The organism is Pseudomonas sp. RW407, assembly GCF_003176655.1.
GTDB lineage: Bacteria > Pseudomonadota > Gammaproteobacteria > Pseudomonadales > Pseudomonadaceae > Pseudomonas > Pseudomonas delhiensis.
In genome coordinates, this window is the sequence record NZ_QGSL01000107.1 from 1,293,866 (window position 1) to 1,312,546 (window position 18,681).

Consider the following 18,681-nt stretch of genomic DNA (forward strand, 5'->3'; position numbering starts at 1 on the left):
GCGGGCGTCGATCAGAACTGGTGATCGGCGTTGTCCGGCTTCAGGTCCTGGATGCCCAGGGCGGCGGCGGCCTTCTCGATGGCGCCGGTCTGCTTGACCAGGGAGGCGATGGTGTCGCTGATGATCTTGTGGTCGGCCTCGTCGGCCGGGGCGATCATCTGGTCGAAGTGCACGCCATCCTTCTCGGCGCGGTCGACGATGGCCTGCATCCTGGCCTGGGTGGCGTCGAGGTCGGCCTTCAGGTCGGTGTTGGCCTGGGCGTCGGCCTTGGCCACCAGGTCGGCCACGCTCGGGCCCTTGACCACGCTGCCGTCCACGCGCTTGTACTCGCCCAGGTAGATGTTGCGGATGCCTTCGGCGTTGAAGTACAGGGTGTGGTGGGTGTTGTCGCTGAAGCAGTCGTGCTCGTCTTCGGTGGAGTTGGCTTCCAGGGCCACCTTCATGCGCTCGCCGGCCAGCTCGCCCAGGGACAGGCTGCCCATGCCGAAGAAGATCTTGCGCAGGTTGGCGTCGGCGCCGTCGGCTTCCAGCTTGGCGCGGTAGTTGTCGGCGACGCCGGCCTTCCAGTTGCCGACCATTTCCTCCAGTTGGGTGACCAGCAGGTCGGTGACCGCCTTCAGGTAGGCCGCGCGGCGGTCGCAGTGGCCGTTGGTGCAGTCCTTGCCCTGGACGTAGTCGGTGTAGGGGCGGTTGCCGGCGCCGGGCTTGGTGCCGTTGAGGTCCTGGCCCCAGAGGAGGAACTCGATGGCGTGGTAGCCGGTGGCGACGTTGGCCTCGGAGCCGGCCACTTCGTTCAGGCTGGCCAGCTTCTCGCCGGTGATTTCCTTGACGTCGATCTTGTCTTCGCCGACCTGGATCTCGGTGTTGGCGACGATGTTGGCGCTGGCGGCCGGGTTGCCCTCGGCGTGCTGGTAGTCCTTGGCGACGTAGTCGATCAGGCCTTCGTCCAGCGGCCAGGCGTTGACCGCGCCTTCCCAGTCGTCGACCACCTTGTTGCCGAAGCGGAAGGCTTCGCTCTGCGAGTAGGGCACGCGCGCGGCCAGCCAGGCTTCGCGGGCGGCCTTGAGGGTTTCTTCGCTGGGCTTGGCGAGGAAGGCGTCGACGGCCTTCTGCAGCGCCTGGGCGGTGGTCAGGGAGTCGCTGAAGACGGCCTCCGCCATGTCCGCGTAGTTCTTCACCACGGCCTTGACCGCGGCCTCGTCGACCTTGGCGGCCGCCGGGGCGGCGCTCTGGGTGCTGGCGGCCGGGGTGGCCGGGGCGGAAGCTTCTTTCTTGTCGTCGCCGCAGCCGGCGAGGGAGATGGCGATGGCCAGCAGGCTGGCAGTGGCCCAGGGCATACGAGTCATGACGGGTTCCTTAGCATGGGGTGGCGCGAAGAGATGCGCAAAGAAAGCGGCAACATAATGCGAAAGATTTGCATTTTTGAAAAGGCCGGCGCAGCGAATAGCCAGCAAATGGCTATTGCCGCCCCACCGCGGCCTCAGCGTCGCTCGATGCTGGAGCTGCCGGCGGCCTCGGCCAGGCGCCGCGCCTGCTTCAGGTAGAGGGTCAGCTCGCGCGCCGGCAGCGGCTTGCTGTACAGGTAGCCCTGCCCCTCGTGGCAGCCCTGGGCGATGATGTACGCCTCCTGCTCGATGGTCTCCACGCCCTCGGCGATGACCTGCATGCCCAGGCTCTTGCCCAGTTGGATGATGGCCCGGACGATGGTGGCGTCGTCGTCGTCTTGCAGCAGGTCCTGGACGAAGCTCTTGTCGATCTTGATCTTGTCCAGCGGCAGGCTCTTCAGGTAGCTGAGCGAGGAGTAGCCGGTGCCGAAGTCGTCGATGGCGATCTGGGCGCCGGCGCGGCGCAGGCTGAGCAGGTGCTGGGCGGCGGTGGAGATGTCTTCCATCAGGCCGGTCTCGGTGACTTCCAGCTCCAGCGAGCGTGGCGGCAGGCGGTGGATCTGCAGCAGGTTGCTGACCACCCGCGGCAGCGCGCTGTGGCGCAGCTGCACGGTGGACAGGTTGACCGCCAGGCGCAGGTCGTCGAAGCCCTGGTCGTGCCACTCGCGCAACTGCTTGCAGGACTGGTCGAGCACCCATTCGCCGATGGAGAAGATGCTGCCGTTCTGTTCGGCCAGGGGGATGAACAGGTCCGGCGCGACCCAGCCCTGGGTCGGGTGTTGCCAGCGCAGCAGGGCCTCGACGCCGACCACGCGGTGGTCGCGGTAGTCCACCTGCGGCTGGTAGACGATGTGCAGCTCGTTGCGCGACAGCGCCTCGCGCAGGTCCTTTTCCAGCTCGCGGCGGCGGCGCATCTCGCTGTCGACGCTGGCGATGTAGAACTGGTAGCGGTTGCGCGAGCGGGTCTTGGCCAGGGTCATGGTCTGCTCGGCCTTCTGCAGCAGCTTCTCGGTGCTCTCGCCATCCTCGGGGTAGAGGGTGATGCCGATGGTGGCGCGCAGTTGCACCGGCTGCTCGTCGAGCTGGAAGGGCAGTTCGAGGTCGTCGAGGATCTGCTGGGCCAGCTCCGCCGCCTCGTAGGGTTGCTCGACGTCGGCCTGGACCAGGGCGAACTGGTCGCCGCCCAGGCGCGCCAGGGCGCCGAGCTGGGCGCTGTGGCCGCGCAGGCGGTCGGCCAGGGCGATCAGCAGCTGGTCGCCGAACTGGTAGCCGTGCTGCTCGTTGATGCCCTTGAAGTCGTCCAGGCCCAGGCACAGCACCGCCACGCGGCGCTGCTCGCGGCCGGCGTCGGAGAGGATCTGGTCCAGGCGCTGCTGCAGCAGCTTGCGGTTGGGCAGGCCGGTGAGGAAGTCGTACTGGGAGATGCGCAGCAGGCTGTTCTCCGCCTCGCGGCGCAGGTGGCCGTTGCGCTCGATGGATTCGAGCAACTGGTTGGCGGTGTTGATCCACAGCCCCAGTTCGTTGTGCTCGTGGCCGGCCAGCATCGGCAGCTTGTGCTCGCCGGGACGGTCGGGATTGATGCTGGTGAGGTGGTCGATGATACGCCACAGCGGCTTGGTCAGCAGCCAGTGGTAGACCAGGAACAGCACCAGGCCCATGGCCAGGGCGCGGAGGATGCCGGAGAGGAAGATGATCACCGAGGTGACCACGAAGTCCTGGCCGTAGGGCGCGGTGTCCAGGGTGATCTTCAGGTCGCCGTAGTATTCGCCGGGCTCGCCGCGGCCGACCAGGCGGATGGAGTAGTGCTGCTCGGGGCCGAGGATGGGGTCGGTGAGCCAGCGGGTGGGCGAGTCCAGCAGCGGGCGGGATTTTTCCGCCAGCATGGGCTCGTCGGGGTGGCCGATGGCGGCGTAGCGCACCGCTTCATGCTGGAACAGGCCTTCGAGCACCTGCATGGCCATGTCGCGGTCCAGGCTGTAGACCGCCTGGGTCGACGGGTCGCGGACCATGGCGAGGATCCGCTGGGCGTCGTTGTGCACCGCCTGCCGCGCCTTGTGGGCGTCGAAGACGATCTGCGCGCAACTCAGGACGACCCCCACCACCAGCGCCGCGAGCAGTACGACGCGCAGCAGCTTGAGGGAGAGCCTGTGCCGGGGGTCCAGTTTCAAGGGTGCTTTCCTTGTTCATCGCCATCCGGCGAAAGACTGGTCTGAGTATTGGCAAACGGAGCTTTGACGTCAAAGGGCCATCACCCTTTTTCCGACCAAATCCGCCCCTCAGGTTAGCCGAGCCTTGCCCTTCTGGCGCGCAGAAAGCAGAAACCCGGCTCCAGGCCGGGTTTCCGCGGGTGAGCCGAGGGTATCAGGCAGCGAAGTTCTTCGCCACGTAGTCCCAGTTCACCAGGTTCCAGAACGCCTCGACGTACTTCGGACGCAGGTTGCGGTAGTCGATGTAGTAGGCGTGTTCCCACACGTCGCAGGTCAGCAGCGGGGTGTCGCCGCTGGTCAGCGGGTTGCCGGCGCCGATGGTGCTGGCCAGGGCCAGGGAGCCGTCGGCCTTCTTCACCAGCCAGGCCCAGCCGGAGCCGAAGGTACCGATGGCGGTCTTGGTGAACTCTTCCTTGAACTTGTCGAAGGAACCGAAGGCGGCGTTGATGGCGTCGGCCAGGGCGCCGGTGGGCTGGCCACCGCCGTTGGGAGCCAGGCATTCCCAGTAGAAGGTGTGGTTCCACACCTGGGCCGCGTTGTTGAAGATGCCGCCCGAAGAGGTCTTGACGATGTCTTCCAGGCTCTTGCCTTCGAACTCGGTGCCGGGGATCAGGTTGTTCAGGTTCACGACGTAGGTGTTGTGGTGCTTGTCGTGGTGGTATTCCAGGGTTTCCGCGGAAATGTGCGGCTCAAGGGCGTTCTTGGCGTAAGGCAGCGGCGGCAATTCGAAAGCCATGGTGTCTCTCCTATCTTCCTCAGGTCAGGGCTAGCGCGGCGAACGCGCGACCGGTACACGGGGCCGGTTCGGTGATTGTCGCGGCATCGTACGTAGCGCCCCTGTTCCGCAGAGTGGGGCGCGCGTCGGGTGCGTCCAGCAGGCCTGGCAGGCTGGCGCCGCGAAGGTCGGATCATAGCACCCGCCCCCCGGCATATCCACGCAGCAACTGTAGGGGCAAAGCCGCGCGCCAGCGCCGGTGCGCGGCGTTCCCGTGCACTGGGGTGGACTGCCGTGGGGCCCGGGGGTTCGATCCGTTTCGCCGCCGGGGCTCAGGCGGCGAACGCCAGCTGGCTGGCCATGCCCAGCATCATCACCGCCACCATCAGGTCGACCAGGCGCCAGGTGGCCGGGCGCGCCAGCCAGGGCGCGAGCCAGGCGGCGCCCAGGGCCAGGGTGAAGAACCACAGCAGCGAGGCGCTGGCCGCGCCCATGGCGTAGGCGCCGGGGGCGGCCTGCTGGGCGCCGAGGGAGCCGATCAGCAGCACGGTGTCGAGGTACACGTGGGGGTTGAGCAGGGTCACCGCCAGCGCCGCCAGCAGCACCGCGCGGCGCGAGCGCGGGCCGGTCTGCCCGGCGTCGGCCATGGCCTGGGGGGCGATGGCGCGGCGCAGGGCCTTGGCGCCGTACCAGACCAGGAAGATCACTCCGCCCCAGCGGGCCACGGCCAGCAGGGTGGGGTTCTCCGCCAGCACCTTGGCCAGGCCGAACACCCCGGCGCTGACCAGCATGGCGTCGCACAGCACGCAGAGCGCGGCCACCGACAGGTGATGCTCGCGGCGCAGGCTCTGGGCCAGGACGAAGGCGTTCTGCGCGCCGATGGCGATGATCAGGCCGGCGGCCACCAGCAGGCCGTTGAGGTAGCTCTGCCACATGTTCAGGCCCTCCCTTGGCTGTAGGGCAGCGAGGTAACGGGGGTGATCAGGCCAGGCATGGTCGGGCTCCGGTGGGTGGGTTCGGGGGGGAATGCCTGGCGAGTCTGCGGCCTGTGCCTGTATAAGGAAAACGAATCCTGTTGATGGCTCATTAGGAAAACTGATGTTCGACTACAAATTGCTCGCGGCCCTGGCCGCCGTGGTGGAGCAGGGCGGCTTCGAGCGCGGCGCCCAGGCCCTGGGCCTGTCGCAGTCGGCGATCTCGCAGCGCATCAAGCTGCTCGAGGCGCGCGTCGGCCAGCCGGTGCTGGTGCGCGCGGCGCGGCCGCAGCCCACTGAGCTGGGCCGCCGCCTGCTCAACCACGTGCAGCAGGTGCGCCTGCTGGAGGGCGACCTGCAGCAGTGGGTGCCGGCGCTGGACGAGGGCGGCTCGCCCGAGCGCCTGCGCCTGGCGCTCAACGCCGACAGCCTGGCGACCTGGTGGGCCGATGCCGTCGGCGACTTCTGCGCCGAGCGCAAGGTGCTGCTGGACCTGGTGGTGGAAGACCAGGAGGTGGGCCTCAAGCGCATGCGCGCCGGCGAGGTGGCCGGTTGCCTGTGCGCCAGCCCGCGGCCGGTGGCGGGCGCGCGCAGCGAGCCGCTGGGGGCGATGCGCTACCGCGGCCTGGCCAGCCCGGCCTTCGTCGCCCGGCACTTCCCCGGGGGCGTGCGGGCCGAGGCGCTGGCGCGGGTGCCGGCCATCGTCTACGGCCCCGACGACCAGTTGCAGCACCGCTACCTCGCCGACCTCGGCGTGGACGGCACCTTCATCTACCACCTGTGCCCCTCGTCCGAGGGCTTCGTGCGCATGACCTGCGGCGGCCTGGGCTGGGGCCTGGTGCCGGAACAGCAGGTGCGCGGCGAGCTGGCCCGAGGCGAGTTGGTGGAGTTGCTGCCGGGCCAGGTGATCGACGTGCCGCTGTACTGGCACCACTGGCGCAACGGCGGCGAGCTGCTCGCCGCGCTGACCGCGCACCTGCTGCGCCGGGCCGCGGCCAGCCTGGTGCCGATCAGCCGCGAATGACGATGCGCCCGCTGCCCGGCAAGGCCTCCACGCAGCGCGGGCCGAACAGCTGCGACGGGGTGAAATAGCCGCCGGGGCCGTCGTGGCCGAGCAGGTGGCGCACGGCCAGGAGCACGCCGTGCACGGTGACGTCGTAGCCGTTGGCGGTCTCCAGGCGCGCTGTGCGCCGTTCGCCGCGGCCGTTGCGCGCCTCGCCCCAGACCCAGGTGCGCAGCCGGCTGCGCGCCTGCTCGTCGGGGCCCTTCACGCGCCGCTGCACCTGCTGCTTGAGCCAGTGCTGGACGCCGTCGCGGCCCAGCAGCGGGCGCAGCGGGTCGATCAGGCGCATGCCCAGGGCCGCCAGCGGCGGCGCCGGCAGGTACACCTCGATGTTGGGGATGCCGGTGCTGTAGAAGGCGGTGGCGACGTCGCCCCAGGGAATGCTCACGGCGTGCTTGAGGCCGCGGCCGAAGTCGATGTCGCGGCGCTTGTAGCCCAGCGGCACCTCGACCAGGCGGCCGTCGCGGCGCACCTTGCCGCCCAGTTTCAGGCCTTCCACCGTGGTCTTGGCGGTGCCCGGCGAGAGCCCGCTGCCGGTGTCGAAGCCCAGCGCCAGCTGGGTGGCGTCGGGCAGCGCCTCGGCCAGGCAGGCGGCGACGCAGTCGGTGGGGATGACGTCGAAGCCGACGCCGGGGCAGACCACGCAGCCGGCGGCGCGGGCGCGCTCGTCGAGGCCGTGGGCGTGTTCGAAGACGCCGATCTCGCCGGTGATGTCGACGTAGTGCGTGGCATTGGCCAGGCAGGCCTCCAGCAGGGGGGCGGCGGTGGCGGAGAAGGGGCCGGCGCAGTTGGCCAGCACGGCCACGTCGGCCAGGGCCTCGGCTGCGCCGTCGGCGCCGAACACCCGGCACTCCAGGCCCAGCACGCTGCCCAGGGCCTGCACGGTGGCGGGGTCGCGCCCGCCCAGCAGCGGGCTCAGGCCCTGGCGCCGGGCCTCCTCGGCCACCAGGCGGCCGGTATAGCCGTTGGCGCCGTAGATCATCCAGTAGGGCTTGCTCATTCGGAGGCCTCGCACAGGGAACGGGGAAGGATCGCCGTGGTTCTAACCGGCCGCGACGCGGCTTGTCACCCGGCCGCGAGTCGGGCGGCCCGCAAGGACGCTGTTCTGGCGTGCGCGGCCAGCGTGGCCGGGCGGGTGGCCTGCTAGAGTCGGCAGACAACAACTATAGAGGTGCGTGCATGAAGATTCTGGTCACCGGCGCCAGCGGGTTCATCGGCGGGCGTTTCGCCCGTTTCGCCCTGGAGCAGGGCCTGGCGGTGCGCGTCAACGGCCGCCGCGCCCAGGCCCTGGAGCCGCTGGTGCGGCGGGGCGCGGAGTTCATGCCGGGCGACCTGGCGGACGCGGCCCTGGTGCGGCGCCTGTGCGATGGCGTGGATGCCGTGGTGCACTGCGCCGGCGCGGTGGGCGTGTGGGGCTCCTACGAACACTTCCACCAGGCCAACGTGGTGATGACCGAGAGCGTGGTCGAGGCCTGCCTGAGGCAGGGCGTGCGGCGCCTGGTGCACCTGTCCTCGCCGTCGATCTACTTCGATGGCCGCGCCCACGTCGGCCTGAACGAGGACCAGGTGCCGACGCGCTTCGCCAACCACTACGGCGCCACCAAGTACCAGTCGGAAAAGGTCGCCCTGGGCGCCGCCGAGTTCGGCCTGGAGGTGCTGGCGCTGCGCCCGCGCTTCGTCACCGGCGCCGGCGACACCAGCATCTTCCCGCGGATGATCGCGGCGCAGCGCAAGGGCAAGCTGAAGATCATCGGCAAGGGCCTGAACAAGGTCGACTTCACCAGCGTGCAGAACCTCAACGACGCCCTGTTCAGCGCGCTGCTGGTCACCGGCACGGCGCTCGGCCAGGCCTACAACATCAGCAACGGCCAGCCGGTGCCGCTGTGGGACGTGGTCAACTACGTGATGCGCCGCCTCGACCTGCCGCCGGTGACCGCGCACATGCCCTATCCCCTGGCCTGGTCGCTGGCGGCGCTGAACGAGGGCCTGTGCTACCTGCGCCCGGGCCGCCCCGAGCCGGTGCTGACGCGCATGGGCATGGCGGTGCTGGCCAAGGACTTCAGCCTGGATATCGGCCGCGCCCGCCAGTTCCTCGGCTACGAGCCGCGCGCCAGCCTGTGGGACGCGGTGGACGAGTTCTGCGACTGGTGGAAGGCCAGCGGCCTCTGAAGCCGCCGTCGCGGCTTTCATCGCTTTCGTAGGATGGGTGGAGCGCAGCGAAACCCATCGCCCGGGATATTGCTGCGCTCGACCCCGGCGTCACCCGCGCAACGGTCCCGAGTAATGCCGTTGCCCGGATTCGCTGGGCAGGAAGCTCGGCTCCTGCACCACCCGCGGCAGGCGCACGCCGCTCAGTTCGCTGAGGCGCTGGCCCAGCTCGCGGGTGCCCTCGCGGCTGGAGCCCTCGCAGGCGTGCAGCATGAGCGCGATGGCGTCGGCTTGCTGGAACTGGATGTCCAGCGCCTGTTCCTCGCGCAGACGGCGGCGCAGTTCGCGCATGCAATCCAGGATGGCCTTGTTGAATTCGATCACCCAACTCCCTCCCCCGCAGTGGGCGCCAGGGCGGCGCCGGTGCGGAGGCGGAGCAAGGCATATGCCATACTGTCTCCTCGCCACTATTTCCGCGGCCTGGCGGGAACCCCGGCCGCGCCGGCGTGGTCTCTGCCAGGGCCGGCGCGCGCCGCCGCGGTGCGCCGCGCCCCCCGATGGCGCGCTGTCCAAGGTCCCGGCGCGAACGGATATACTGCGCCCTGCGCAGGCGCCATGCCGCTTTCCCTCCACAGGTTTCCTTCATGCGTAACGACAGTTTCGACGACTTCGACGATGTGCCCAGCCTGACCACCGACGCCGCCGACCGCGACGAGTTCGGCCACCATCCGCGCCGCGTCTACGAGCCCGACGGCAAGCGCTTGGCACCCCAGCCCAAGGGCGGCGCCAGCACCGGCCCGCTGTGGGCGCTGGTCGCGGCCATGGCCATCGCCCTGGGCGCCGTGGCCTGGTGGAGCCACCAGCAACTGGCGCTGATGGAGCAGCAACTGATCGCCACCCAGGAAAGCTTCGCCAAGATCAGCGAGGAAGCCGCCGGCCGCCTCGACGACATCCGCGGCAAGTTCGTCCAGAACGAATCCTCCGTCACCAGCGAGCGCGAGCAGCTCAAGCTGCAGGTCAAGCAACTGCAGGGTCGGCTAGTCGACCAGGCGCGCCAGCAGCAGGATTCGCTGTCGCAGATCGACGGCCAGCAGGCCAAGCGCCTCGACCATCTGGGCAACGAACTCAAGGCCCAGCAGGACAGCGCCGCGCAACTGATCGCCCAGCTCGACGGCAAGATCAAGTCGCTGGCCGACGAACAGGCCAAGGTGAAGAGCCTGCAGGGCGACCTGGCCAGCGCCAACGCGCAGATCCAGAACCTGAGCGCCGACATCGCGGCGCTGAAGAAGCGCGGTGACCAGAGCCAGTCGATCAAGAGCATCCAGGACGACCTGCTGATCCTGCGCAGCGAAGTCGAGGGCAAGCAGGGCCAGCAGGGCGGCAGCACCGCCGAGTTCGACGCCTTCCGCGCCCAGGTCACGCGCAACATCAATGCGCTGCAGGCGCAGGTGCAGAACCTCCAGCAGCAGTTGACCAACCGTTGAGCATCCGTGTAGGAGCGGGCCCTGCCCGCGATTCGCGCGCAGGGCGCGCTCCTACATAGCTTCTGAACGGTATTCACTGGTGGCTTTCGTGCTTTGGGTTGGCTCCGTTCCCTCTCCCTAACCCTCGGCTGCGCGCCCCGCCCTGAAGGGAGAGGGGACTGTCCGTGCCAACGGGCATATCGGCGCTCACCGGCAACACCGTGGTAGCAATGAGCACTGGGATTACGCTTCACGCCGTACGGCTCCCTCTCCCTTCAGGGAGAGGGCTGGGGAGAGGGGCTCTTGGCTCTTGGCTCTTCGCATACGAAAAGCGCCACGCCACAAACGAAAAAGGGCGCCTCCAGGAGGCGCCCTTTTCTTCATGCCCTGGCCAGCCCTTACAGCCGCGGGTAGTCCAGGTAGCCGACCGGGCCCTTGGCGTAGAAGGTCTCCGGATGCGCTTCGTTCAGCGGTGCGTCCTTGGCCAGGCGCTCCACCAGGTCCGGGTTGGCGATGTAGGGGACGCCGAAGGCCACCGCGTCGGCCTTGCCGCTGGCCAGCCATTCGTTGGCGCTGGCCTTGGTGAAGCGCTCGTTGGCGATGTACGGGCCGCCGAAGATTTCCTTCAGTTTCGGGCCGATGCTGTCGGGGCCTTCCTTCTCGCGGGTGCAGATGAAGGCCACGCCGCGCTTGCCCAGTTCGCGGGCCACGTAGCCGAAGGTGGCCAGCGGGTCGGCATCGCCCATGTCGTGGGAGTCCATGCGCGGCGCCAGGTGCACGCCGACGCGGCCGGCGCCCCAGACTTCGATGGCGGCGTCGGTGACTTCCAGCAGCAGGCGCGCGCGGTTCTCGATGGAGCCGCCGTACTGGTCGGTACGCTGGTTGGTGCTGCTCTGCAGGAACTGGTCGAGCAGGTAGCCGTTGGCGCCGTGGATCTCCACGCCGTCGAAGCCGGCGGCCTTGGCGTTCTCGGCGCCCTGGCGGTAGGCCTCGACGATGTCGGCGATCTCCTCGGTCTCCAGGGCGCGCGGGGTGACGTATTCCTTCAGCGGGCGCACCAGGCTGACGTGGCCGGCCGGCTTGATGGCGCTGGGCGCCACCGGCGTCTCGCCGTTCAGGTACAGCGGGTCGGAGATGCGGCCCACGTGCCACAGCTGCAGGAAGATGCGCCCGCCGTTGGCGTGCACGGCCTTGGTCACGTTGCTCCAGCCGCGCACCTGGTCGTCGGACCAGATGCCGGGGGTGTCCGGGTAGCCGACGCCCATGGGCGTCACCGAGGTGGCTTCGCTGAGGATCAGGCCGGCGTCGGCGCGCTGGGTGTAGTACTCGGCCATCAGCGCGTTGGGCACGCGGCCCTCGTCGGCGCGGCAGCGGGTCAGCGGGGCCATGATGATGCGGTTCGGCAGTTGCAGGTCGCCGAGGGTGATGGGGTCGAAGAGCGTGGTCATTGCTGCGGTGCTCCGTTACGGGGTTGATCCGGGGTTCGGTCGAGGACGGGTTGCGTCTGGTTGGGCCTGCCGCTGAAGGCGATCATCACCGCGATCAGCGCCAGCACTGCGAGCAGGGCGCCGGCCAGGGGCACGCGGGTCAGGCCCAGGCCGTGGTCGATGACGCTGCCGCCGACCCAGGCGCCGACGGCGTTGCCGACGTTGAAGGCGCCGATGTTCAGGGTGGCGACCAGGTTGGGCGCGCCCTGGCCGACGCGCACCACGTTGACCTGCAGGGCCGGCACGGCGGCGAAGGCGGCCGCGGCCCAGAGGAACAGGGTGATCTCGGCCGGCAGCAGCGAATGGCTGGTCCAGCTCAGCGCCGCGGAGACCACCGCCATGGTGGCGAAGACCCCCGCCAGGGTGGTGCCCAGGCGCCAGTCGGCGAGGCGGCCGCCGAGGATGTTGCCGAGGGTCAGGCCCAGGCCGATCAGCACCAGGGTCCAGGTCACGCCGCGCGGCGACACCTGGGTGACCTCGCCCAGCAGCGGGGCGACGTAGGTGAACAGGGCGAACACCGCGGCGGAGAACAGCACGGTGGTGCCCAGCGCCAGCCACAGCTGGCCGCTGCGCAGGGCCGCGGCTTCCTGGCGCATGTCCACGGCTTCCTCGTCATGCCCGGCGGGCAGGATGCGCCACAGGCCGATCAGCGCGAACACGCCGATGACGGTCACCACCCAGAAGGTCGAGCGCCAGCCGGCGGCCTGGCCGAGGGCGGTGCCCAGCGGCACGCCGAGCACGTTGGCGAGGGTCAGCCCGGTGAACATCAGGGCCACGGCGGAGGCCTTGCGGTTGGCCGGCACCAAGCCGGCGGCGACCACCGAGCCGATGCCGAAGAAGGCGCCATGGCAGAGCGCGGTGACGATCCGCGCCAGCATCAGCATGCCGTAGCTGGCGGCCACCGCGCAGAGGAAGTTGCCGAGGATGAAGATGCCCATGAGCATCAGCAGCGCGCGCTTGCGCGGCAGCCTGGCGGTGAGCAGCGCCATGATGGGCGCGCCCACGGCCACGCCGAAGGCATAGCCGCTGACCAGCCAGCCGGCGCTGGGGATGGAGACGGCGAGGTCGCCGGCGACGTCCGGCAGCAAGCCCATGATGACGAATTCCGTGGTGCCGATGGCGAACGCGGACAAGGCGAGGACGAGAAGCGGAAGGGGCATGCGCCTGCTCCTGGAAAAGAGTGGGATGTTCTAGGCAGTTCGCTGCGGCTACAGCGCTTCGCTCAGGTGGCGAACAAAGGCCGCGATGGTTTCCTCATTGCGTTTGAAGAAATGCCACTGGCCGATTTTCCGACTGGTCACCAACCCGGCGCGCTGGAGGGTGGCCAGATGCGCCGAGACGGTGGATTGCGACAACCCGGTGCGCTGGTCGAACTTCCCGGCGCAGACGCCGATGGCGAAAGGCTGGTGCTCCTGCTCGTCGAAATAGCGCTCCGGGTCCTTCAGCCAATGCAGCATGTCGCGCCGCACGGGGTGGGCCAGGGCCTTGAAGATTTCGTCGAGGTTCAGTGCTTCGCTCATCGCTGCCTTTGTGTGTATCGCTTGGGAACGAACTATATATCGATGAAAAGCGATATGAATTCGTTTGGGCCGATAATGATGATCGATGGGGTTGATAGTAGGCGGCCGCGGGGCTGGCGCCATTGGCCCGGCCAACTGTCGCCCGCGGCCGGGCGAGGCGGTCGATGGCTGGATAGGCTTGTCGGACGGCAACCACGGGAGGGGGAAAATGGGAGCGCGCATTTGCGAATGGACCGGGCGGCGATGGCCGAAGGCTTCGGCATGATCTTGCACGTGTTCTGCGAGCTTCTGCTGTTCGCCGCTTGCCTGTGGGCTGCACTGGGCAGCCTGCGGCGGCGCCAGGGCTGGGCCGTGCCGGGGTTCGCGCTGTTCGGCCTGGCGGCATTGCTGGGAGCCTTGGAGTATGCCGGGCTGGATGCGCTGGCGCCGTTGCACCAGCAGGCATCGGACATCGCCGGGCGCTTGGGGCTGTTACTGATCGCCCTGGGCGGTGTGGGCGGTTGGGGGCTGAACCTGGCGGTGGCCGGGCTCTGCGCCGTCATGTCGCTGCTGCCGGACGGCCCGTCGCTGGCGGTCAACCTGCTGGCGCTGCTGGCCATCGTCCGCCGCGGACGTTCGCGGCGCTGGCCGCTGGCGCTCGCCGGGGCCGTGCTGTTCGCCGCGGCGGGACTGCTGGTGGGAACGCGCGGCGAATGGTCCGTCGTGGCCCGCGTGGACATCTTCCACCTGGTGCTGGCGCTGGCGGTCTGGTGCTGGGGCAGGGCCGAGCTGGGCAGCCGGGGGCAGGACTGGCGCGAGGCCGGGGTTTCCCGCGGGCATTAAAAAAGCCAGCTTGTGGCCGGCTCTTCAGGGGGTGGCCCGTCCTTACTTCTGGTAAGCCGCGACCGCCTTTGAATTCTGTGGACGCGGCTGGCGCCGGCGTCGTGGGCGCGCACTTTAGCAAATTCGGCCGGGCTTGCCTAATGGCATTTCCGCCAGGCGCCGTCGTTGCGACGGGCGTGCCTTTCGCGCGCAGAAAAAAGCCCCGCGCGGGGCGGGGCTTCTTCGTGGCGGGTCACCCCGCGACCATCACTTGGCCTGGAAGGCGGCGACGGCCTTGGTGATGTAGGAGCGGGCCTCTTCGGCGTTGCCCCAACCTTCGACCTTGACCCACTTGCCCTTCTCGAGGTCCTTGTAGTTCTCGAAGAAGTGCTTGATCTGCTCCAGCAGCAGGGCCGGCAGGTCGGTGTATTCCTTCACGTCGTGGTACAGCACGCTCAGCTTGTCGTGCGGCACGGCGATCAGCTTGGCGTCGCCGCCGGCTTCGTCGCTCATGTTCAGCACGCCGACCGGACGGGCGCGGATCACCGAACCCGGGGCCACCGGGTAGGGGGTCACGACCAGCACGTCCAGGGGGTCGCCGTCGTCGGCCAGGGTGTTGGGGATGAAGCCGTAGTTGGCCGGGTAGAACATCGGGGTGGCCATGAAACGGTCGACGAACAGGCAGTCGGTGTCCTTGTCGATCTCGTACTTGATCGGCGCGTGGTTGGCCGGGATCTCGATGGCGACGTAGATGTCGTTCGGCAGGTCTTTGCCAGCCGGGATGCTGCTGTAGCTCATGGACGACTCCAAGGGGGTTGGTCGGGCCGAAAAAGTGCGGCGGATTATAGGCAGATTGCCGTGGCCAAGCCACAGACATCGCTCAGTGCGCCGGAGTTTCCTGATAGTCGGGGTGCTCGCGCTGCAACCGCTGCAGGCGCGCAAGCGGATCTTGCCGGTAGAACAGCGCCAGTTGCTCGTAGACCTTCGGATAGGCCTGGTGCAGCAGGTCCGGGGCGGTGAAGAAGTATTCGCTGGTGACGGCGAAGAATTCCGCCGGGTTTTCCGCGGCGTAGGGGTCGATGGCGGTGTGCGCGCCGGGATGGCGGTCGAGCTTGCGGTTCATTTCGTCGTAGGCCGATTTCATGGCCGCCGACCAGTCGCTGATGCGCATGTCGCGGTGCAGCGGCGGCAGGCCGTTGGCGTCGCCGTCGAGCATGTCCAGCTTGTGCGCCAGTTCGTGGATCACCAGGTTGTAGGCGTCCCAGCCGCCGCCGTTCTCCACCCCGGGCCAGGCCAGCACCACCGGGCCCTGCAGCGAGGTCTCGCCGCTGCGTTCGTCGTCGAACTCGTGGATCACCCCGGCCGGGTCGCGGTGCTTCTGCGGGCTGAGGAAGTCGTCCGGGTAGAGCACCAGTTCGTGGAAGCCGCCGTACCAGTTCAGCTCCGGCAGGTGCAGCAGCGGCAGTTGGGCCTGGGCCGCCAGCAGCAGGCAGCGGAAGTCGTCCAACTCGACGCCGGGCAGGGCGGTCAGGTGCTTGTCGCGCAGGAACAGCAGCGCCCGCTCGCCGAGCAGGCGCAGTTCCTCTTCGCCCAGGCCGTCGAGGATCGGCAGGCGCCGCAGCACCTCGGCCCACAGTTGCGCGTCCAGCGGGTGGCGGGCGAGGAAGCGCCGGCGGCGCCAGGCGCTGAACGACCACATCGCGGTATCAGCGCTCCGAGGCCTGCGGCTTGGTGGGGCGCGCCAGCTTGTGGCGGACCACGCCGATCAGCATGGGCACCAGGGAGAAGGCGATGATGGCGATGATCATCACCGACAGGTTCTGCTTGATGAAGGGCACGTTGCCGAAGAAGTAGCCCAGGGTGACCAGGCCGCCGACCCAGGCGATGCTGCCGGCGACGCTGAAGAACAGGAAGCGCAGGTAGGGCATGTAGGCCATGCCGGCGACGAAGGGCGCGAAGGTGCGCACGATCGGCAGGAAGCGCGCGAGGGTCACGGTCTTGCCGCCGTGGCGCTCGTAGAAGGCGTGGGTCTGGTCCAGGTAGTCGCGGCGGAACACCTTGGAGTCCGGGTTGCTGAACAGCCGTTTGCCCAGGGTGCGGCCGATCACGTAGTTGGTGCTGTCGCCGCTGATGGCCGCGAACAGCAGCAGGCCGCCGAGCAGCCACGGGTCCATGCCGCCGGTGGCGCAGATGGCGCCGGCGATGAACAGCAGGGAGTCGCCGGGGAGGAAGGGCGTTACCACCAGGCCGGTTTCGCAGAAGATCACCAGGAACAGGATGGCGTAGATCCAGGCTCCGTAGTTGTTGACCAGCAGCGAGAGATAGGTGTCGAGGTGCAGGACGAGGTCGATCGGGTTGAAATCCATGAAGAGCCTTGAAAACCGCGTGGTGAACTGCCGAGCCCGGCATTATAGGCGCCCCCGTGTTGCAGTGGGGGGCGCTTTGTCGCGGGCCTCTGCCCAGGACAGGTTGCAGGATATTACACGTCGGCATGAAGGCTGCAGTCCCGCCGGGGAAATCCCTGTCGGAACCTCGCCCCATGTCCCTGCATCCCGCCCATTCGCCCCTGCCCGGTGTCGCCCTTGGTGCCGGGCCCGACCTGCCGGCCCAGGCCGCGCGGGTGCGCGCCGAGTGGCTGGGCGGGCGCCAGGGGCGGCCGGCGGTGTTCATGCTGGGGATGCTCTGGGGGCGCGGTTGCCCCAATCTGGTGCGGGAGCTGGAGGCGCAGCTGGATGCGCTCTTCGCCGATTTCGCCTGCGCCCCCGAAACCTGGTCCGAGGCCCAGGCCGTGCGCCAGGTGCTGGCGTCGCTGAACATGCTGAACTTCCGCCGCGCCCGGGCTGGCCGGCCGGGCGCCGAACTGGCCGCGGGGGTGCTGCTGGTCCAGGGCGGGCAGGCGCATTTCCTGCGCTGTGGAAACATCGGCCTGCTGCGTTACCGCGCGGGTGAGCTGCAGGGCCTGCCCGGCCGCGAGGATGGCAGCCTGGGCGCCCAGGCCGAGCTGCCGCTCACCCAGCACAACCTGCCGCTGCAGGAGGGCGAGGCCTTGCTGATGGCGCCGCAGCCGCTGCTCGAGGTGATCGATCGGCGGCCGCTGCTGGAGGGGCTTGGACGGCCCGCCGAGGTCGAGCTGCCGGCGCTGCTGGAGCCGCTCCTGCAGGCACCGGGAGCCGCCGCGCTGGTGCTGCCGGAGCGCCTGGCGGCGCAGCCGGGCCTGCCGGTGCCCGCCGGCTGGCCGGCGCCGCCGGTGCTGCGGCCGGGGATAGCGCTGGAGGGCTGGCGGCTGCTGGAGGCCTGCCCCTACGGGCCCGAGGGGCGGCTGTTCCGCGTGCGCCACGAGGACGGCCGCGAGGCCTGGCTGCTGGCAGCTGCACAGGCCGCCGACCAGGCGTTCTGGCTGCGCGAATGGGCGCTGCGTGGCTGCAAGGTGGCGAGCCTGCCCGACGTGCTGTCGCCCCGCGCGCCGCGCCAGCATGCCTACCAGCTGTTCGCCCTGCCGGCGGGGCGCTGGCGCAGCCTGGCGGATTGGCGCGGTGCCTGGCGCAAGCCGGCGCCGGCGGAGCTGCTGGGCCTGCTGCGGCAACTGGTGCAGGCCCTGCGGGCGCTGCAGCGGCGCGGCATGCAGGGGCTGTGGATTTCCCCCAGGCAGATCGTGGTGGACGACCGCGGGCACCTGCTGCTGTTGCCGGAGCTGGCCGCGACAGTGCCGGGCTGCCCGCGCCAGGCGCTGCCGGCCGACGTGTTGCCGCTGGCGCCGGAACTGCGCGCGGGCGGCGCCCTGGATAGCCGCGCCGAGCAGTTCGTGGTGGCTGCCTACGCCTACTGGCTGGCCAGCGGGCGCTGGCCGGAGCCGGCGCTGCCGGAGGCGGGGGCGGCGGTGCGCTATCAACCCCTGGCGGACCTCGGGGTGGCCGTGCCGCCCGGCTGGGATGGCTGCCTGGCGCGGGCCCTGGCGCCGGAGCCGGAGAACCGCTTCGAAGCGCTGTCGGAACTGGTCCAGGCCCTGGAGGCCGGGTTAGCGCAGGCTCGCCTGCCAGTCCAGGGTTGGCGCCGCTGGGCGGTTGTCGGCGCCTTCGCGGGCGCGGTCGTGGCCGCCAGCGCCTGGTGCCTGCTCGGCTAGCGGGTGTTCGGCCACGGCGCGGATGCCCTGGGCCGTTTCCAGGTGGGCGTCGGCGATCAGTTGCTGCAGGCGCCCGCTCTGGCGCAGCGTGCGCAGGCCGCGGTCGAGGTTGGCGGCTAGCGCCTCGCCGCCGGTGCGGGCCTTGGGAATCAGCACGTAGAGGGGCTTGATCTCCAGCGGCGGCTCGATGAATTCCAGCTGTTCGCGCAGCGCCGGGGCATTGCGCGCCAGCAGGTGGTAGCCGGTGTAGCGGTCCACCACCGCCAGGTCGAGGCGCCCGCGCAGGAGCTTTTCCAGGTTCTGCCAGTCGTTGTTGACCACTTCCCTGGTGAGGAAGTCGGCGTTGTCGAAGTCGGCCTGGTTGACGTAGCCGCGCACCACGCCGATGCGGTAGGGGCGCAGGCTGTTCAGGTCGCCGGCGCGGTAGGCGATGGCGTGGTCGCGGCGGTGGAAGAAGCCCAGCTGCGAATCCAGCAGCGGCATCGAGGTGTAGAAGTCGCGGCTGCGGTCGGCCGACAGGTAGGCCGGCATCAGGGCGTCGTAGCGGCCTTCGCGGGTTTCGTTGAGGGCCCGTTGCCAGGGCAGGAACACCCGTTCGGCGCGGTCGCCGTTGAGCGCCAGGGCCTCGTCGAGGATGCGGCTGGCCAGGCCCTGGCCGGGCAGGTCGGCGCCGACGTAGGGCTCCCAGTCGAGGGTGGCCACGCGCAGGGTATCGGCCTGGACGGTGCCCAGGCCGAACAGCAGGAGCACGGAGAAGTGACGCAGTAGACGCTGGGGAATGCCCATGGAGCCCCTTAG

18 protein-coding genes are annotated in these 18,681 nt (G+C 69.4%); 5 read left to right on the forward strand and 13 right to left on the reverse strand.

Features of this window, described 5'->3' with window-relative positions:
* Positions 1 to 11: 11 nt before the first annotated feature.
* From DK254_RS30025 to DK254_RS30040, 4 genes are all read right to left on the reverse strand, one after another.
* The gene (locus tag DK254_RS30025) at positions 12 to 1,346 is read right to left on the reverse strand and encodes an imelysin family protein (RefSeq protein ID WP_109936751.1); all 1,335 of its coding nucleotides are present in this window, start codon (positions 1,344 to 1,346) and stop codon (positions 12 to 14) included.
* Between the two features lie 134 nt (positions 1,347 to 1,480).
* Positions 1,481 to 3,553 carry a bifunctional diguanylate cyclase/phosphodiesterase gene (locus tag DK254_RS30030; RefSeq protein WP_109936752.1) on the reverse strand — a complete coding sequence of 691 codons (2,073 nt, stop codon included), beginning with the start codon at positions 3,551 to 3,553 and terminating at the stop codon, positions 1,481 to 1,483.
* 193 nt (positions 3,554 to 3,746) lie between these two features.
* Entirely contained in the window at positions 3,747 to 4,328 is a 582-nt protein-coding gene (gene sodB, locus DK254_RS30035; RefSeq protein WP_043314054.1) for a superoxide dismutase [Fe], read from the reverse strand.
* A gap of 311 nt (positions 4,329 to 4,639) precedes the next feature.
* Entirely contained in the window at positions 4,640 to 5,242 is a 603-nt protein-coding gene (locus DK254_RS30040; RefSeq protein WP_109936753.1) for a LysE/ArgO family amino acid transporter, read from the reverse strand.
* A gap of 163 nt (positions 5,243 to 5,405) precedes the next feature.
* On the opposite strand from DK254_RS30040, the gene DK254_RS30045 reads away from it, so the two are divergent.
* Positions 5,406 to 6,305, forward strand: a complete 900-nt coding sequence (locus DK254_RS30045; protein ID WP_109936754.1) for a LysR family transcriptional regulator ArgP — start codon at positions 5,406 to 5,408, stop codon at positions 6,303 to 6,305.
* Here DK254_RS30045 and DK254_RS30050 read toward each other — a convergent pair.
* Positions 6,292 to 7,344 (reverse strand): trans-acting enoyl reductase family protein, encoded by a 1,053-nt coding sequence (locus DK254_RS30050; RefSeq protein WP_109936755.1) that lies wholly within the window; start codon positions 7,342 to 7,344, stop codon positions 6,292 to 6,294. The two genes, DK254_RS30045 and DK254_RS30050, sit on opposite strands and share 14 nt — an antisense overlap.
* 179 nt (positions 7,345 to 7,523) lie before the next feature.
* Between DK254_RS30050 and DK254_RS30055 the strand changes: the two genes are divergently transcribed.
* Positions 7,524 to 8,513 (forward strand): NAD(P)-dependent oxidoreductase, encoded by a 990-nt coding sequence (locus DK254_RS30055; RefSeq protein ID WP_109936756.1) that lies wholly within the window; start codon positions 7,524 to 7,526, stop codon positions 8,511 to 8,513.
* 90 nt (positions 8,514 to 8,603) lie between these two features.
* Here the strand turns inward: DK254_RS30055 and DK254_RS30060 are convergent, their stop codons facing one another.
* Entirely contained in the window at positions 8,604 to 8,873 is a 270-nt protein-coding gene (locus DK254_RS30060; RefSeq protein ID WP_244160886.1) for a hypothetical protein, read from the reverse strand.
* Between the two features lie 263 nt (positions 8,874 to 9,136).
* Between DK254_RS30060 and DK254_RS30065 the strand changes: the two genes are divergently transcribed.
* A complete protein-coding gene (locus tag DK254_RS30065; RefSeq protein WP_109936757.1) occupies positions 9,137 to 9,976 on the forward strand; it encodes an ATPase in 840 nt (279 codons plus the stop codon).
* 377 nt (positions 9,977 to 10,353) lie between these two features.
* On the opposite strand, the gene DK254_RS30070 is transcribed toward DK254_RS30065, so the two are convergent.
* Genes DK254_RS30070 through DK254_RS30080 form a run of 3 tightly spaced genes read right to left on the reverse strand, consistent with a single transcriptional unit; the run spans position 10,354 to position 12,962 of the window.
* Positions 10,354 to 11,403 (reverse strand): alkene reductase, encoded by a 1,050-nt coding sequence (locus DK254_RS30070; protein ID WP_109936758.1) that lies wholly within the window; start codon positions 11,401 to 11,403, stop codon positions 10,354 to 10,356.
* Positions 11,400 to 12,602, reverse strand: coding sequence for an MFS transporter (locus DK254_RS30075; RefSeq protein WP_109936759.1), 1,203 nt, complete (start codon positions 12,600 to 12,602; stop codon positions 11,400 to 11,402). Before DK254_RS30075 ends, DK254_RS30070 begins: the two co-directional genes overlap by 4 nt.
* 48 nt (positions 12,603 to 12,650) lie before the next feature.
* Positions 12,651 to 12,962 carry a helix-turn-helix transcriptional regulator gene (locus DK254_RS30080; protein ID WP_089389696.1) on the reverse strand — a complete coding sequence of 104 codons (312 nt, stop codon included), beginning with the start codon at positions 12,960 to 12,962 and terminating at the stop codon, positions 12,651 to 12,653.
* Between the two features lie 261 nt (positions 12,963 to 13,223).
* On the opposite strand from DK254_RS30080, the gene DK254_RS30085 reads away from it, so the two are divergent.
* The gene (locus DK254_RS30085) at positions 13,224 to 13,784 is read left to right on the forward strand and encodes a hypothetical protein (protein WP_256595988.1); all 561 of its coding nucleotides are present in this window, start codon (positions 13,224 to 13,226) and stop codon (positions 13,782 to 13,784) included.
* Between the two features lie 246 nt (positions 13,785 to 14,030).
* Here DK254_RS30085 and ppa read toward each other — a convergent pair whose 3' ends face one another.
* From ppa to DK254_RS30100, 3 genes are all read right to left on the reverse strand, one after another.
* The gene (gene ppa, locus DK254_RS30090) at positions 14,031 to 14,561 is read right to left on the reverse strand and encodes an inorganic diphosphatase (RefSeq protein ID WP_009615962.1); all 531 of its coding nucleotides are present in this window, start codon (positions 14,559 to 14,561) and stop codon (positions 14,031 to 14,033) included.
* Positions 14,562 to 14,643: 82 nt separating this feature from the next.
* Positions 14,644 to 15,462 (reverse strand): zinc-dependent peptidase, encoded by an 819-nt coding sequence (locus DK254_RS30095; protein WP_109936760.1) that lies wholly within the window; start codon positions 15,460 to 15,462, stop codon positions 14,644 to 14,646.
* A 7-nt stretch (positions 15,463 to 15,469) separates the two neighbouring features.
* Positions 15,470 to 16,129, reverse strand: a complete 660-nt coding sequence (locus DK254_RS30100; RefSeq protein ID WP_089389693.1) for a DedA family protein — start codon at positions 16,127 to 16,129, stop codon at positions 15,470 to 15,472.
* A gap of 173 nt (positions 16,130 to 16,302) precedes the next feature.
* Between DK254_RS30100 and DK254_RS30105 the strand changes: the two genes are divergently transcribed.
* Positions 16,303 to 17,883, forward strand: a complete 1,581-nt coding sequence (locus tag DK254_RS30105; RefSeq protein WP_109936761.1) for a protein kinase — start codon at positions 16,303 to 16,305, stop codon at positions 17,881 to 17,883.
* Here the strand turns inward: DK254_RS30105 and DK254_RS30110 are convergent.
* On the reverse strand, positions 17,779 to 18,669 hold the full coding sequence (locus tag DK254_RS30110; protein WP_109936762.1) for an ABC transporter substrate-binding protein: 891 nt from the start codon (positions 18,667 to 18,669) through the stop codon (positions 17,779 to 17,781). The genes DK254_RS30105 and DK254_RS30110 overlap by 105 nt on opposite strands.
* Positions 18,670 to 18,681: the final 12 nt, after the last annotated feature.